This window comes from Pseudomyxococcus flavus, assembly GCF_050038885.1.
Taxonomy (GTDB): Bacteria; Myxococcota; Myxococcia; order Myxococcales; family Myxococcaceae; genus Myxococcus; species Myxococcus flavus.
Genome location: NZ_CP143624.1, coordinates 4314275 through 4329917, shown reverse-complemented (window position 1 = coordinate 4329917; position 15643 = coordinate 4314275). Strand labels below are relative to the sequence as shown.

Genomic DNA, 15643 nt, shown 5'->3' with positions numbered 1-15643 from the left:
AACGAACGGGCTTCCCGGCTTCCAGGCGAAGGTGCCGCATGCGCGCTCCCCCACTCCGCGACGTTCTGGTGGTCGGCAATTACTGCCATGACCTGCTCAGGCACGGCCCTGGCCGGGAGACGCACGCACTCGGCGGGTCGGCGGCGTACATCTCCGCCGTCCTGGACGCGGTGGGCGTGGACTACGCGGTGGCCGCCGTCGCGGGCGACGACTTCCGCTACGCGGGCCAGGTCCGCCATCCCCCACGCATCGTACCGGGTACGCGCACCACGCAGTTCATCGCGGACTTCGACGGGGAGGCGCGGACGCTGCACGTCGGCGCGAAGTCGGAGCCCGTCCGCCCGGAGGACATCACCGTGGACGCGCGCGTGGCGCTGGCGTGCGGCGTCGCGGGTGAGGTGCTGCCCGAGACACTGCGCCGCGTCTCCGAGCGGGCCCGGCACGTGCTGGCGGATGCGCAGGGGCTGCTCCGGACGCTGGACGCCGACGGCCGGGTCGTCAACCTGCGCCTGGAGGACACGCCCTTCGACGGCCTGCTGGAGCGGCTCCGGGTGGTGAAGGCCAGCGAGGAAGAAGCCCGGGCCATGGACATCGAGCGGGTGCGCCAGCGGACGTGCCTGGTGGTGACGCGCGGGCTCCGGGGCTGCTCGGTGTTCACGGCGGATGCGCGCATCGACGTGCCCGCCGTCCCCGTGGAGGAGGTGGATGCCACGGGCGCGGGGGACTGCTTCCTCGCGGGGTTCGCGCTGGGGCTGCTGCGAGAGTTGCCGCTCGAGCGCTGTGCCTCGCTGGCGAACTGGTTCGGCGCGCAGGCGGTGACGCAGGTCGGTGTGCCAAAGCTGGATGCCCGCTCGATTCCGGCGGACCTGCTTTGAGCGTGTGACGAAGCAGGCCCTGCCGCGGACATGGGCTCGACCTACGCCGTGGAGGTCGCGGAGCACCGCATCCTGGCGATTCAACGCCCGTGAGGCCTTGAGCCACGGCCTCACGGGATTCCGGAGCGGGAGCCCACAGGGCCCCCGCTCCTCACCGCGGATGGCTCAGCCCTGCGTGGGCTCCTCACCACCCGTGGAGCCATTGCCGTCCGTCGCCGGAGCCGACTCGGCCGGGGCCTCCGCGGGCGCCGCGGCCTCCCCCGTGGCCTCCACAGGCGCCGCGGCCTCTGCCGTGGCCTCGGCGGCCGCCGGAGCGCTGGCCTCCGCCGTGGGCGCCGCGCCTTCCACCGGCGCCGTCACCGCCTCGCCGTTCTCCTCCGACTCATCGCTCTCGGGCAGCTTGGAGATGGCCATGACCTTCTCCTGGTCATTCTCCAGCGCGATCAGCCGCACGCCCTGCGTGTTGCGGCCGATGACGGAGATTTCCTTCACCCGCATGCGGATGAGCATGCCGCCGTTGGTGACCAGCATCACCTCGTCCGACTCCTTCACCTGGAGCAGGCCCACCACCTTGCCGTTCCGCTCGGTGGTCTTGATGTCGATGATGCCCTTGCCGCCGCGGCCCTGCTGCCGGTACTCGGACTCCTGCGTCCGCTTGCCGTAGCCGTTCTCCGTCACCGTGAGGATGGCCGTGTCCGCCTCCACCACGTCAGCGCCCACCACCTCGTCGCCGTCCTCCAGGGTGATGCCCTTCACGCCGTAGGCCTGGCGCCCCATGGAGCGGACCTCCGACTCCGGGAAGCGGATGCTCATGCCCGACGCCGTCGACAGCAGGATGTCCTTGCTGCCGTCGGTAATCATCACCGCCACCAGCTCGTCACCGTCGTCGATGCCCAGCGCGATGATGCCGCTGGAGCGGACGTTCTCGAACGCGCTCAGGTCCGTGCGCTTCACCACGCCGCGCTTGGTGACGAAGAACACGTAGCGGTTCTCCGGGAAGTCGCGCGTCACCAGCACCTGCGCCAGCCGCTCGCCCTCGCCGAACTGCACCAGGTTCACCATCGCCTTGCCGCGCGACGTGCGGCTGGCCTGCGGAATCTGGTGCACCTTCAGCGAGTACAGCTTGCCCTTCGTCGTGATGGGCATCAGGTACGCGTGCGTGCTGGCCACGAACAGCTTGCTGACGAAATCGTCTTCCTTCGTCGCCGCGCCCGTCTTGCCACGCCCACCGCGCTTCTGCGCCCGGTACTCGCTGAGCGGCGAGCGCTTGATGTAGCCGGTGTGCGACAGCGTGACCACCATCGTCTCCTCGGCGATGAGGTCCTCGCTGGTCATCTCGTCCACGGCGCCGGTGATTTCCGTGCGGCGCTTGTCGCCGTAGCGCTCGCGAATCTCCAGCAACTCCGTCTTGATGACGTTGAGCAGGCTGCGCTCGTTGGCCAGGATGTCCTGCAGCCGCGCGATGTCGCGCACCAGGCCAATCAGCTCGCGGAACAGCTCCTCGCGCTGGAGGCCGGTGAGGCGCTGCAGGCGCATCTCCAGGATGTTCTGCGCCTGCGTCTCACTGAAGCCCGCGCCCTCGTACTTGTGCGCCAGCCCGCCGTACTGCGGCTCCTCGTTGCGCGCGCGTGAGACGAGCAGCTCCATCTGCGCCTTCGCCTTGTCGTAGTCGATGCGCTGGAGGTTGGCGAAGCGCTCGTGCTCGTACAGCGCGGGCGACAGGATGTTCATCAGGCCCCAGCGCGCCTCGTCCGGGTCCCTGGACGCGCGGATGAGGCTCACCACCAGGTCGATGAGGTCCTGCGCGACCAGCAAGCCCTCGACGATGTGCATGCGCGCCAGCGCCTTGCGCAGCTCGTAGCGGCTGCGGCGCGTCACCACGTCGCGGCGGTGCGCGATGAACCGGTCGAGCAGCTCCTTCAGGTTCAGCGTGCGCGGCTGGCCGCCGTCGATGGCCAGCATCACCGCGCCGAAGGTCGTCTCCAGCGAGGTCATCGCATACAGGTTGTTGAGCACCACCTGCGAAATCGCGTCGCGCTTGAGCTCGATGACGATGCGCATGCCCTGGCGGTCGCTCTCGTCACGGATGTCGCTGATGCCCTCCAGCTTCTTCTCGCGCACCAGCTCGGCGATCTTCTCGATGAGCCGCGCCTTGTTCACCTGGTACGGAATCTCCGTGAAGACGATGGCCTCGCGGTCACCCTTCTTGGAGGTCTCGATTTCCGAGCGCGCGCGGATGGTGATCTGCCCGCGCCCCGTCTCGTAGGCGCGGATGATGCCCTCGCGCCCGGTGATGATGGCGCCGGTGGGGAAGTCCGGACCGGTGATGAACTCCATCAGGTCCCGGACCGTGCACCCCGGGTTGTCGATGAGGTGCAGCGTGCCGCTGATGACCTCGGTCATGTTGTGCGGCGGGATGTTGGTGGTCATGCCCACCGCGATGCCGCTGCTGCCGTTGACCAGGAGGTTGGGGAACTTCGACGGGAGGACGAGCGGCTCTTCCAGCGAGTCGTCGTAGTTGGGACCGAAGTCCACCGTCTCCTTGTCGATGTCGGCCAGCAGGTCCTCCGCCAGCCGCTCCATGCGCACTTCCGTGTAACGCATGGCCGCCGGCGAGTCGCCGTCCACCGAGCCGAAGTTGCCCTGGCCGTCCACCAGCAGGTAGCGCAGGCTCCACTCCTGCGCCAGGCGCACCATGGCGTCGTACACCGACGCGTCGCCGTGCGGGTGGTACTTACCGATGACGTCACCCACCACGCGGGCGGACTTCTTGTAGGCGCGGTTGTGGAGGTTGCCCAGGTCGTTCATCGCGTACAGCACGCGGCGATGCACGGGCTTGAGTCCGTCCCGCACGTCGGGCAGCGCGCGCCCGACGATGACGGACATGGAGTAGTCGAGATACGAACGGCGCATCTCGTCTTCGATGTTGACGGGGATGAGCTCTCCGGCGCTGTCCGGAGGAGGAGGCGCGGAGGGCGATGCCGGCTTGTCGGTCGTGTCGTCAGCCATGAGCTCTGGAAGTCTGCGGAGGGGCCCGCGAATGGGGGCCGCCATCCAGTGAGTGAGCGTTCGTAACCCCTGGATTTCCCAGCGTCAACAGAGGAAACAAGGGGGTCGCGCCCCGAACGGCGGGATGCCCGCGAGGGACTCTTTTTTGAACGCTTGTGCAGGCGATTTTCAGCCCTGCGGTCGCAGGGGAGCGGCCAGGCGCTCGGCCTCCGCGCCCAGGGGTCCTTCCGGGTCCTTTTCCTTCGCTTTTTCGAACGCCGCCAGCGCCCCGTCCCGGTCGCCCTTGAGCTTCAGGGCCACGCCCACGTTGAGGTGCGCGGAAGGCAGGTCGCGGTCCATGGCCACGGCCTCGCGGAAGAGCGCCAGCGCCTGGTCCACGTCACCCGACAGCAGCGCCTCCTTGCCCGCCTGGACGCGCTTCTCCGCGTCGTTGACGAGCTCCACCTGGAACACGCTGCCGCCCACCACGTTGGCGATGAGCACGCGCAGGATGCCGCCCCAGTAGAACGTGAGGCCCTCGGCGGCCACCACCGCGGCCAGGGGCAGGTCCGGGAGCAGCTGCTTGCCCCGGAACTTGAAGCGCACCCGCGTGTAGCGCCCCTTGTTGGCCCAGTGGACCATCTCTCCCTGGAGCTTGCGCAGCCCTTCTTCCATCCGCTTGGGGTCGATTTCGAAGGGCAGGACGCGGCCCGCCGCCTCACCGGAGGGGAGCGCCTTGGGCGCGGGCTGCCCCTTTCCGGGCTCGTCGGCGAACACGGGCTCGGCCTCCAGCACGGGGCGCGCCTCGATCACGGGCTGCGTGGCCACGGGCTCGGCATCGGGCGTGGTGGCACGACGCGGCTCGGGTGCCGGACTCGACACGTTCGCCTTCTTCCCGACGGCCTGCCTTGGCGCGGCGCTCTTCTTCGAGGCCGCGCCAGCACCCTGCCCCGACGGGGCGTGCTTCTTCGCCGCGGCCTGCCCCGGCGTTGCCTGTTTCTTCCCGGCGGCCTGCCTCGGCTCCGCGCTCTTCTTCCCGGGGCCCTGCCCTGGCGCGGCGCTCTTCTTCGCGGCCGCCTGCCTTGGGGCGGCCGGCTGCTTCGCCTTCGACTTCGACGTCGCGGCGGAAGGGCCGCGCGCGGAGGGCTGCTTCGCCTTCGACGAACGCTTCTGGGAGGAGCTCTTGGCCATGGACACACCTTAAACGAGCCACGGCGCCAGCGCTTGCATGGCCCCGTCGGATAACGGGCTTTGCACGGTTCTTCGCACGCACGCCAAACGACTTCACGCAGCGCGAGTCCCTTCCCGCAGGCGGCTCGGGGAAGATGGCGCCCTCTTCCCGAAAGGAACCGCTCCGCATGCGCCCAGTCCGGTCCGCCCTGCTCTCCGCCCTGCTCCTCGCCGCGCCCGTCGCCAGCGCCGCCCCGGACAGCGCCATCGTCTCCGAGGACGCCTGGCCCCGCATCCGGAAGGAGCGCATCCAGAAGCTGCTGCCCCAGGCCATGGCCCGCGCCAACGTGGATGCCTGGGTGGTCATCTGCCGGGAGAACGATAACGACCCGCTGGCCATCCATGTCGGCTGCGAGAACGCCGGCGGCACCGCGGCCTTCCTGTTCTTCAAGCAGGGCGCGGCGGTGCGCGGCGTGGCCCTGTCCCCCGCGGGCGAGGCCACCGCGCTCAAGGACGTGGCCCCGCTCGACGAGGTGGTACCGCTGGCGCGCGGCACGGACCTCTACGCGCAGGTCGCCACGCGGCTGGCGGCGGCGAAGCCCCAGCGCATCGCGATCAACTCCTCCACCTCGGTGACGGTGGCGGACGGCCTGTCCGCCACGCAGCGCGCCGCGCTGGAGAAGGCCCTGACGCCCGCGCTGCGCAAGAAGCTGGTCTCCTCCGAGGACCTCGTCTCCGAGTGGCTCTCCGTGAAGCTGCCCGAGGAGGTGGACATCCTCCGCAAGGCCGCCGCGCTGACGTCCCAGATGCAGGAGGAGGCCTACCGCGCGGTGGTGCCGGGCAAGACGCGCGACGTGGACGTGGCCCGCTTCCTCCGCAGGCGCATGGCGGAGCTGGGCGTGGGCGACGCGTGGGCGCCGGACCAGAACCCCAACGTCCAGAGCGGTCCCACCCGTGGCCATTCCCACGCCACCGAGCGCGTCATCCAGCCGGGCGACTTCATCCAGACGGACTTCGGCATCCGCGTGGGCGGCATGTGGGTGACGGACATCCAGCGCTTCGCCTACGTGCTGGCCCCGGGCCAGACGCAGCCGCCCAAGGAGGCCCTGGAGAAGTGGGAGAAGGGCAAGAAGGGCAGCCGGGTTGCGCTGGCCACGCTGAAGCCCGGCGTGCGCGGCTGGGACGTGGACAAGGCCCAGCGTGACTGGATGCGCGAGGCCGGCTCGGCCCCCGTCATGTGGGGAACGGGGCACCCGGTGGGCTACTGGGCGCATGACGTGGGCCCGGCGCTCTCCGGCGCGCAGAACGGCGCGCCCGCGAAGGGGCAGGCGGCGCGCATCGTGCGGCCCGGCCAGGTGTTCGCCTTCGACGGTTTCTACGCGTGGCCGGACGGCGGCGAGGGCGCCCAGCGCATCATCTCCGTGGAGGAGATGGCCGTCGTCACCGAGACGGGGGCGGAGTACCTCATCCCACCGCAGGAGGACCTGGTGCTCATCCCCTCCCCGGCCCCCGGGACGCCGTGATGGGGTCGGTTCAGCCCCGTGCCGTGAGCCGATGTCGCACGCGACAGTCCTGTCGACAAAGCTCGGATAGGATGGGCTGAACCGCACTCGGAGAGGTCCCTGATGCAGACCGTGCTGGTGATTGACGACGACGCCTTCGTGCTCTCGGTGGTGCGGGACATCCTCGAGAGCGCGGGCTACGGCGTGGTGACGGTGCAGTCCCCCGCCGAGGCGTTCAACCTGGACCTGTCCAGCATCTGCGCCATCCTCTGCGACTACAACATGCCGGACATGAACGGCTCCGACGTGCTCACGGTGATGCGTGAGCTGAAGAACTGCCACGTGCCGTTCGTCTTCCTCACCGGACACGAGGAGCTGGATGACCTCGTGTCCGTGGCCATCCGCTACGGCGCGGAGCTGCTGCCCAAGCCCATCCAGCCGGTGGAGCTGGTGCGGCTGCTGGTCAAGCAGCTCGCGTCCGTGGCGGCCTGAGAAACACGCGCCGCTCAGCCCAGCACGGCCACCAGCTGGCGGCACTGGGCCAGCAGCTCGCCCTCCTGCGTCCACAACTGCTGGAAGTCCTCCGAGTAGCCCTCCGCCGCCTGCCGTGAGCGTCCCGTGCGCAGGAAGTGGGCGTCCTCGCGCAGGCCCGGGCGCGGCAGGTCGTGGAAGAAGTGCACGGTGAAGTCCACGCTCGCCGCCGCGTGGAAGCCATCCACGCGCGCGAGCACCGACGGCGGATAGGCGTCCATCAGCCCCACGCACAGCGGCGCGTCCAGCACCATGGGCTCGCGCGGGCGAATCCAGCCGCCCGTCTCCGCCACGTCCGCGCCAGCATACGGCGCCGAGCCCACGCAGAAGCGGTACTCGAAGAAGCTGCAGAAGGTGGGCATGGGCACGTCGTCCGGTACCGCGGGAACCTCCTCCGGCGGCGGCACCACCGGGCGCTTCACGTCGAAGTACTCCAGCGCGCCGCCGCGCGAGGCGCCGAACGTGGCGCTGGCCACGCACAGCACGCCCGCCGCGCTCTCGATGCGCGCCGTGGCATGCGTCACCAGCCGCCCCGTCCGCTCGATGCGCGTCTGGATTTCCGCGTCGCCCTCCACCGCAGGCGCACAGAAGTGCGCGGTGAGCGTACGCACCGGACGCCCGAGTTGCTGCGCCTGTGCCAGCGTGTGCTCCAGCGCGCGCAGCGCGGCGCCGGCGACGACGCCACCGAAGGCGCCCTTGCCCTGATACCAGGGCGCGGTGAATCGGATGCCGTAGCGGCCCTGGGAGAGCGGCTCGGGGGTGGTGGCGGCGAGGAAGGCGGCGGTCATGTCGCGCCGCAGCGTATCAACGCGTCCCCGCCCTGTCCGGACCGAGTCTCAGGCCGGAAGGCGCCAGTCCACGGGGGGAAGGCCGTGGGACTTCAGCGCCTCATTCACCGCGCTGAAGGGGCGGCTTCCGAAGAAGCCGTTGCTGGCCGACAGCGGCGAGGGGTGCGTGCCCTCGATGACGACGTGCCGCTTCGAATCAATGAGCTTCTTCTTCTTCTGCGCGTAGCGTCCCCACAGGACGAAGACGACGGGCGAGTCCTTGGCGCTCACCGCGCGGATGACGGCGTCGGTGAAGTCCTCCCAGCCGTGCCCCGCGTGGCTGTTGGGCTTCGCCTGCCGCACCGTCAGCACCGCGTTGAGCAGCAGCACGCCCTGCCGGGCCCATGGAATCAGAGAGCCGTCCTTCGGACGGGGCGCGCCCACGTCGCTCCGCAGCTCCTTGAAGATGTTCACCAGCGAGGGCGGAGGCGGAACGCCCGGCTGCACCGAGAAGGCCAGGCCGTGTGCCTGTCCGGGACCGTGGTACGGGTCCTGCCCCAGCAGCAGCACCCGGACGTCCGCATACGGCGTGAGGCGGAAGGCGGAGAAGAGGTCCTCCTCCGACGGGAAGACGGTGGCCTCCCGCCGCTCCGACTCGACGAAGCGCTCCAGCTCCTGGAACGAGGGCGCCTCGAGCGCCGCGCGCAGCACCTGCTTCCAGTCTTCCGGCAGCCGATCCGCGAGCACTCACACCTCCCCATCCAGCGGCGGCGGCATTGAAACACCGGGGTGACGCAGGGGCCCACTGCTTTCGGCCCGGCTCCGTCCGAAAGCGGCCCCTGCCCGAAAACCTGCCGGGCAGGCAGGGCCGGTTCTTGGGCCCTGGGGCCAGAGCGCGCTAGCCTTGGGGGCGCCATGACGATGTACACCGAGTCACTCCGCGCGTTCCTCAAGCCCGTCCTGCCCTACATGGACGACGAGGCCGTGTCGGAAATCATGATCAACGGCCCCACCGACATCTGGATTGAACGCAAGGGCCGGCTCACGAAAGTGGATGCATCGTTCACCGACGAAGGTCTGCTCGGCGCCGCCCGCAACATGGCGCAGTTCGTCGGCCGCATGCTCAACGAGGAGCGCCCGCGCCTGGACGCGCGCCTTCCGGATGGCAGCCGTATCCACGTGGTGATTCCGCCCATCGCGCGCAAGGGCACCACCATCTCCATCCGCAAGTTCTTCAAGGAGAAGCTGACCATCGACTCCTTGATGAAGTTCGGCTCGCTCACGCCGCAGATGGCGCGCCTCATCGAGGCGGGCATCGCCACCAAGCTCAACATGCTGGTGGCCGGCGGCACGGGCTCGGGCAAGACGACGCTGCTCAACATCGTGTCGTCGCTCATCCCCGACGAGGAGCGCATCCTCACCATCGAGGACTCCGCCGAGCTCCAGCTCAACCAGTCCCACGTCGTGCCCTTCGAGAGCCGACCGCCCGACAAGTTCGGCAAGGGCGCGGTGGACATGGGCGACCTGCTGCACTCCGCGCTGCGTCTGCGCCCCGACCGCATCGTCGTCGGCGAGGTGCGCGGCGGCGAGGCCTTCCACCTCATGCAGGCCATGAACACGGGCCACGGCGGCTCGCTGGCCACCACGCACGCCAACACGCCCACGGACACGCTGCGGCGCATCGAGTCGCTGTGCCTCATGTCCGGCGTCGAGCTGCCCATGGTCGCCGTGCGCGCCCAGGTGGCCAGCGCCATCAACTTCATCATCTGCTGCGAGCGCCTCCACGACGGCAGCCGCAAGACGATTGCCCTGTCGGAGGTGCTGCCCCTCAACGAGAAGGGCGACTACCGCACCCAGGACATCTTCGTCTTCACGCCCGTCACCAAGGACGAGGACGACCACATCCTCGGCTACCACGCGCCCACCGGCATCATCCCCAACTTCGTCAGCAAGGCGCGCGCGTACGGCTTCCACGACCTGGACGAGTCCTTCTTCGACCCGGCCACCTACGGCCTGCCCCCGCCGCCCACCTTCCACGCGGGCGAGTCGTACACGGTGCGCTGGGCGCCGTCGCTGAAGCACCGCGAGTCGGGCAAGCCCGACCCCGCGCACTTCAAGGAGGAGTGGGCCGCCTTCGAGCAGCGCCTCAAGGACGAGGCCCGCGACAAGAAGGCGGGCAAGGCCGCCGCGCCGCCGCCGCCGCCCGCGCCCCCCGCCGCGCCGCCCGTGCAGGTGCAGGTGCCCGCCAGCCACCCCACCCCGCCGCCGTCCGCGCGCGTTCGCCCGCCCGAACCGCCTCCCGCGGTGAGGCCCGCCACGCCGGTGGCCCGGCCCACCGCCGCGCCTCCCCGGCCCCCGCCGCCGGACGTGGACGACGACGCGACGCCGCCGCCCACGCGCAACCCCTTCGCGGACGCGCCCGACGAGACGCGCACCGCCGCCGCGCCCCTGGAGGCCAAGGTCGAGGTCTCCGAGGACCTGCTCGCCGAGGACGACAGCCCCCGCACGGTGCCCCCGCGCCGGCCGCCGCCCTTCACCCCGCCCGCACGGGCGCCCTCGCCCAACCTGGCCACGGGCTCCCGCCCGGCGCTGGGCGCGCGCCGCCCGCCGCCGTCCCGCCCCTCGTCCGTGGTGGAGGACGAGGAGGACGACACCGGCGGCTCGCACAACGCCAGCGGCGGCTCCGAGAAGACGCAGATTCGCCCGGCGCCGTCCGAGCGCCCCCGGCGCTGAAGCCCTCCGCCCCGGCCCGGCGCGTCGAATGCGACCCGGGCCGGTGGGGTGGCCTCCCACCACGCGCTCCGGGCTCCGTGGGGTTTCACTCGAAGCACGAGCGGTGATTCCCGACCTTGCGAGGAGCGCGTGTCGGGGGGAAAGTGATTGGGTGTGGATCTCCCTCCTCGCCGCGCTCACCCTGGCCACCCAGGCCCCCGCCGCGGCTCCGCCGCCGCCCCTCTCCGTCCTGGTCGCGCCGCCTGACGCGGCGGGAGTGCCCTCCCACGTCGTCGAGTTCGCCCAGGAGCACGTGGCCGAGCAGCTCCGGGCCCGCGGGCTGGTGGTGGTCCGTATCGAGGACATCACCCGCAAGCTGACCGCCGCCAAGCGCCGCCCGCTGCTGCGCTGCAACCGCACCCAGGCCGCCTGCATCCGCTCGCTGGGCGCCGCGGGGAAGACGGAGCTCGTGCTGGTGACGGAGCTGGGCCAGCTGCTCAGCGGCTATCGCACCGGCGCGCGCATCTACACCTCCAACGACGGCGCGCTCGTCACCGAGCACCTCATCCCGGGCGTGCGCGAGGAGCAGTTGCTGGACTCGCTCACGCAGTCGCTCGACGCGGTGCTGCCCGTGGCGCAGACGGCCCTGCGCGGCCCGCCTCCGGCCCCGCCGGCCGTCGAGCCGCCGCCCCCGTCCTCCCCCACCGTGGTCGAGGCGAAGCCGCTGGCTCCGGAGCCGGAGCCCGAGCGCATCCGCCCGCTGCGCCGCTGGTCGTGGCTGCCCGCGGTGGGCGGCGCGGCGCTGGTCGGCGTGGGCACCGTGTTCTACCTGCAGGCCGGTGACAAGTACGAGCAGCTCGACCGCGGCGGCACGCCGGACGCGCCGCTGACCGACGCGGATGGGCTCGCGTCGTCGGGCCGCCGGGCGCAGACGCTGAGCCGGGTGGCCTTCGGCCTGGGCGCGGCGGGGCTCGTCACGGGCGCGGTGATGTTCCTGCTTCCCGGCGAGGAGGCCCCGAAGCTGCAGCCCTCCGCCGCCCCCCTTCCCGGTGGAGGCATGGTGGGCCTGTCCGGGACGTTGCCTTGAATTCGAGGAGAGCCATGCGGAAGACCCAGTTGCTCGGCGCCACGGGCACCGCGCTCGTGGCGGTGTTCGCCGTGGGCGCGTGCTACGACTTCGACGGCGCGCGGCAGCGCTGCAGTGACGAGGGCCGCTGCGAGCCCCACGTCGCGGCCTGCACGCCGGTGCCCGGCGAGGACCTGCCCGACGACGCCTTCAAGGACACCGACTGTGACGGCGTGGACGGACAGGCGGACGCGGGCCTCTTCATCGACCCGGTGGATGGCGATGACGACGCGGGCACCGGCACGCGCACGGCGCCGCTGCGCACCGTGGGCCGGGCGCTGGCGATGCTGCGCCAGACGGACGGCGGCGCGCGCCACCTGTTCCTGGCCGGTGGCGCCTACGACGAGGCCGACCTGGTGCTGGACGTGCCCGTGTCGCTGCACGGCGGCTATGCCGGGCGCAGGGGCGGCTGGCGCCGCAGCGCGGAACACGTGGCCCAGGTCGACGCCGGAACCCTGGGGATGACGGTGCGCGGCCTCCAGGATGCCGGCGTGGTCATGGAGTACGTGCACGTCAGCGCCGCCAGCGCGGCGGGCCCCGGCGAGCCGTCCATCGCCGTGCGCATGGTGGACTCGTCCGGGTTCCGCATGCGCCATGTCACCCTGACGGCGGGCCGCGGCGGCCCTGGGGCTCCAGGCACGCCGGGGGCGCAGGGCAAGCAGGGCCTCCCCGGAGGCAGCGGCCAGGACGGAGGCGTCGACAACTCCGACTTCGGCCAGGGAGGCCTGCCCGCTGACTTCATCTGCCCGGATGGAACCATGCCCACCGGTGGGTTTGGCGCCAGTGGCAGCGCGGACGGCGATCCAGGAAAGGATGGCGGCACGGGCACCCCCGAGGACGGGGGCGGCGCGGGTGGCGCGGGTGGCAACGCAGAGAATGGGAATGCGGCCTGCTCTGGCGACCTCTGCATCTGCAATCCGGGCCCGGGCATGGCGGGCCTGGCGGGCGCGGACGGCGGCACGGGCTCCGCGGGCCAGGGTGGCATGGGGCTGGGCCTGCTGCAGGAGGAGACCTGGGTCCCTGGCCAGGAAGGTGAGCCTGGTGGCGGAGGTACGCCGGGCGGTGGCGGAGGGGGTGGCGGGTCCGGCGGGAGCTGCTACGGCACCGGGGTGAGCGTCGCCAGCGGCGGAGGCAGTGGCGCGGGCGGCTCGGGCGGCTGCGGTGGAGAAGGGGGCGGTGGCGGGGGCGGCGGTGGCGCCTCCATCTCGCTGCTGCTCATCGGAGCCCAGGTCGCCGTGGAGGAAGGGAGCGTCCTGCGGACGCTCGGTGGCGGACAGGGAGGGCCCGGCGGTGAAGGGGGGCCCGGCGGCTTGGGCGGTGAAGGCGGCCAGGGGAGCATTGGCGGCCGGGTCACCCGGGAGCGAGGAACCGCCCCCGTCATGCGGTACCAGACGACCGGAGGCAGGGGCGGTCCAGGCGGTCCCGGAGGGAATGGTGGCCCGGGCGGGAGCGGCGGTGGCGGCGGCGGTGGTCCCTCGGTGGGGGTGTGGTGTGGGCCGGGCTCGGGCATCGTCCTCACGGAGGAGGGCGTCACCTTCGACCTGGGCCTCGGAGGCCCCGGCGGCGTCGGCCCCGGGCTGGGAGGCCAGGAGGGTGAGCAGCGGCGCGAGGTCGACTGCGCCACGCCCAACCCCTAGCGTCCGTTGTCCGACGTTGGGGTGCCTGTCGGGGGGATGCGGCGTGCTGCGCTTGACCGCTCGACAGGCATTCCAGGCCTGAGCACATCGCCCCACCCGGGTCCTCCTGCTACGCTGCATCCCGGTTTGAGATGGCTTCCGAGTTGATCTGCGATACCTGTGGCCAGGCCGTACCTCCCGACACCGCCGTGTGCCCACGCGATGGGACGGTGGTGCTGGCGTCGTTCGACGTGTCCTCGCGCGTGGAGGAGCCGAACGTGGTGGTGCAGTCCTCGGAGCCTCCGGCGGCGGTCCCCCACAAGGACCCGCTCATCGGCTTGAAGCTGGGTGAGTACGAGCTGCGCTCGCGCATCGGCGTGGGTGGCATGGGGCTGGTGTACGAAGGCATCCAGCCGCTCATCGGCAAGCGCGTGGCGGTGAAGGTGCTGCGGCCGGAGCTGGCCCACTCCACCGAGCAGGTGGAGCGGCTGCTCGCGGAGGCCCGCGCCGTCAACGCCATCCGCCACCGGGGCATCATCGACATCTTCGGCTTCGGCCAGGTGCCCGACGGCCGGCAGTACATCATCATGGAGTACCTGGAGGGCCAGGCGCTCGACGCGGTGCTGACGGAGAAGAACCGGCTGCCGGTGCAGGAGGCGCTGGCGCTGCTCGACGAGGTGCTCGCCGCGCTGGCCGCCGCGCACGGCGCGGGCGTGGTGCACCGCGACCTCAAGCCGAGCAACATCTTCCTGGTGCAGCAACCGGACGGCTCGCGCTACGTGAAGGTGCTGGACTTCGGGCTCGCCAAGCGGGGCCAGGGCCCCACCGGCCGCACCGCGCAGACGCGCACGGACATGGTGGTGGGCACGCCGGAGTACATGGCGCCGGAGCAGGCGCGCGGCCAGGAAGTGGGGCCCATGACGGACCTCTACGCCCTGGGTGTCGTCACCTTCGAAATCGTCACCGGCCGGCTCCCCTTCGTGGGCAGCTCGCCCGTGGATCTGCTGATGAAGCACGTGGAGGCGCGACCGCCGCGGCCCTCGGAGTTCGTCTCCGACCTGCCGCCCGCGCTGGACGCCTTCATCCTGCAGATGCTCACCAAGGACCCGGAGACGCGGCCCAACTCCGCGGACGCGCTGCGGCAGCAGTTGCACAAGCTGCGACGCACCCTCCGGGCCTCCACGCGCTCCAACCCCAGCGCGCCCGCTCCAGGCTTCGAGAAGTCTCCCGCGGAGGCGGAGGCGGACTCGCGTCGTCCCACCACGCCGGTGCCGGTGCCCCCGGAGCTGAGCGCGGAGCTGACGTCCCAGGAACTGCGCGCCGTGGGCGTCCGCGGCCCGCGGCGCAAGCACCTGCCGCTGGTGGCGGCGCTGGGCTTCGCCGGCGTGCTGCTCATCGGCGCGGCGGCCATCATCGTCCGCAAAGCGGACGCCCCCGCGCTGGTGACGCCGCCCGCCGCGCCGGTGACGGCAGCGGCCCAGGTGGCCCCGGCGGAGGCCGCTGCGGGGCCGACGCCACCCGCGGCCGAGCCCGCGACGCCAGCGCAGGTCGCGGTGGCCCCAACGCCCACCGAGGTCCAGGAGCCTCCGGTGGAGGACATCCCGCTCCAGCCGCTGGTCGCCACCGCGCCGGCCCGTGCTGTGGGTAGCACGCGCGCGAGGGTGGAGCGGGCGCGTTCCGAAGTCGATTCACCCGTCGCGCCGCCTCGGCCGATGAAGGCGTCGGCGCCCAGCCTGGAGGACATCCTCGAGAGCATCGACCGGCTGGAGCGCCGGGTCGACCGGCTGGAGACGTCCGGGAAGCTGGACGGGCCCAAGGCGAACGCCGCGCGCAACCTGCTGGCGAAGTACCGAGACGACGCCCGGGCCGACACCAGCGCCCACGCCCGCATCGACCTGCTCAAGAAGGTGACGGGCGTGGCGGGGATGATTCGGTAGCGGCTGCGCTCGCGTCGACCTGCTCAAGTTGCGAACTGGCGTAGCGGAGATGATTCGCGAGCGGCCGAGCTCGCCTCCACCTGCTAGATCAGGTGACAGGCGCAGCGGAGATGATTCGAAATCGGCCGCACTCGCATCGACCTGCTCACGCAGATAACAGGCTCAGCGGAGATGATTCGCATGCGGCTGCGCTCGCATCGACCTGCTCACCCAGATACAGGGCGTAGCGGAGATGATTCGCGAGCGGCCGAGCTCGCCTCCACCTGCTCACGCAGATAACAGGCGCACCGGACATGATTCGCAAGCGGCCACGCTCGCCACCACCTGCTCACGCAGATAACAGGCGCACCGGACATGATTCGCAAGCGGCCATGCTCGCCACCACCTGCTCAAGCAGATGACGAGCGTGGCCGGGGCCA

The 15643-nt window shown here is 71.3% G+C and carries 11 protein-coding genes; 7 read left to right on the top strand and 4 right to left on the bottom strand.

Features of this window, described 5'->3' with window-relative positions; translation table 11 throughout:
- Positions 1-38 precede the first annotated feature (38 nt).
- Positions 39-875: a PfkB family carbohydrate kinase gene (locus VZL07_RS18210; protein WP_426756837.1), complete on the top strand. Its 837-nt coding sequence runs from the start codon at positions 39-41 to the stop codon at positions 873-875.
- A gap of 165 nt (positions 876-1040) precedes the next feature.
- On the opposite strand, the gene gyrA is transcribed toward VZL07_RS18210, so the two are convergent.
- Positions 1041-3884: a DNA gyrase subunit A gene (gene gyrA / locus VZL07_RS18205; RefSeq protein WP_426756836.1), complete on the bottom strand. Its 2844-nt coding sequence runs from the start codon at positions 3882-3884 to the stop codon at positions 1041-1043.
- Between the two features lie 168 nt (positions 3885-4052).
- Positions 4053-4691 (bottom strand): tetratricopeptide repeat protein, encoded by a 639-nt coding sequence (locus VZL07_RS18200; protein ID WP_426757315.1) that lies wholly within the window; start codon positions 4689-4691, stop codon positions 4053-4055.
- 530 nt (positions 4692-5221) lie between these two features.
- Between VZL07_RS18200 and VZL07_RS18195 the strand changes: the two genes are divergently transcribed.
- Entirely contained in the window at positions 5222-6556 is a 1335-nt protein-coding gene (locus tag VZL07_RS18195; protein WP_426756835.1) for a M24 family metallopeptidase, read from the top strand.
- A 102-nt stretch (positions 6557-6658) separates the two neighbouring features.
- Complete coding sequence (locus tag VZL07_RS18190) at positions 6659-7027, top strand: response regulator (RefSeq protein ID WP_426756833.1); 369 nt, start codon at positions 6659-6661, stop codon at positions 7025-7027.
- A 14-nt stretch (positions 7028-7041) separates the two neighbouring features.
- Here the strand turns inward: VZL07_RS18190 and VZL07_RS18185 are convergent, their stop codons facing one another.
- Together VZL07_RS18185 and VZL07_RS18180 are read right to left on the bottom strand one after the other, a co-directional pair.
- On the bottom strand, positions 7042-7854 hold the full coding sequence (locus VZL07_RS18185) for an acyl-CoA thioesterase (RefSeq protein WP_426756831.1): 813 nt from the start codon (positions 7852-7854) through the stop codon (positions 7042-7044).
- Between the two features lie 48 nt (positions 7855-7902).
- A complete protein-coding gene (locus tag VZL07_RS18180; protein ID WP_426756830.1) occupies positions 7903-8580 on the bottom strand; it encodes a uracil-DNA glycosylase in 678 nt (225 codons plus the stop codon).
- Between the two features lie 168 nt (positions 8581-8748).
- On the opposite strand from VZL07_RS18180, the gene VZL07_RS18175 reads away from it, so the two are divergent.
- From VZL07_RS18175 to VZL07_RS18160, 4 genes are all read left to right on the top strand, one after another.
- Entirely contained in the window at positions 8749-10566 is a 1818-nt protein-coding gene (locus tag VZL07_RS18175; protein ID WP_426756828.1) for a CpaF family protein, read from the top strand.
- Between the two features lie 151 nt (positions 10567-10717).
- On the top strand, positions 10718-11632 hold the full coding sequence (locus VZL07_RS18170; RefSeq protein WP_426756827.1) for a hypothetical protein: 915 nt from the start codon (positions 10718-10720) through the stop codon (positions 11630-11632).
- Between the two features lie 14 nt (positions 11633-11646).
- The gene (locus VZL07_RS18165) at positions 11647-13308 is read left to right on the top strand and encodes a hypothetical protein (RefSeq protein ID WP_426756826.1); all 1662 of its coding nucleotides are present in this window, start codon (positions 11647-11649) and stop codon (positions 13306-13308) included.
- 131 nt (positions 13309-13439) lie between these two features.
- A complete protein-coding gene (locus VZL07_RS18160; RefSeq protein WP_426756825.1) occupies positions 13440-15224 on the top strand; it encodes a serine/threonine-protein kinase in 1785 nt (594 codons plus the stop codon).
- The last annotated feature ends 419 nt before the right edge of the window (positions 15225-15643 follow it).

Bases quoted from the DNA above. Each gene is read 5' to 3' on its own strand.
- gyrA (WP_426756836.1), bottom strand. From the start codon at position 3,884: ATGGCTGACGACACGACCGACAAGCCGGCATCGCCCTCCGCGCCTCCT.
- VZL07_RS18190 (WP_426756833.1), top strand. From the start codon at position 6,659: ATGCAGACCGTGCTGGTGATTGACGACGACGCCTTCGTGCTCTCGGTG.
- VZL07_RS18175 (WP_426756828.1), top strand. From the start codon at position 8,749: ATGACGATGTACACCGAGTCACTCCGCGCGTTCCTCAAGCCCGTCCTG.
- VZL07_RS18165 (WP_426756826.1), top strand. From the start codon at position 11,647: ATGCGGAAGACCCAGTTGCTCGGCGCCACGGGCACCGCGCTCGTGGCG.
- VZL07_RS18210 (WP_426756837.1), top strand. From the start codon at position 39: ATGCGCGCTCCCCCACTCCGCGACGTTCTGGTGGTCGGCAATTACTGC.
- VZL07_RS18185 (WP_426756831.1), bottom strand. From the start codon at position 7,854: ATGACCGCCGCCTTCCTCGCCGCCACCACCCCCGAGCCGCTCTCCCAG.
- VZL07_RS18160 (WP_426756825.1), top strand. From the start codon at position 13,440: ATGGCTTCCGAGTTGATCTGCGATACCTGTGGCCAGGCCGTACCTCCC.
- VZL07_RS18195 (WP_426756835.1), top strand. From the start codon at position 5,222: ATGCGCCCAGTCCGGTCCGCCCTGCTCTCCGCCCTGCTCCTCGCCGCG.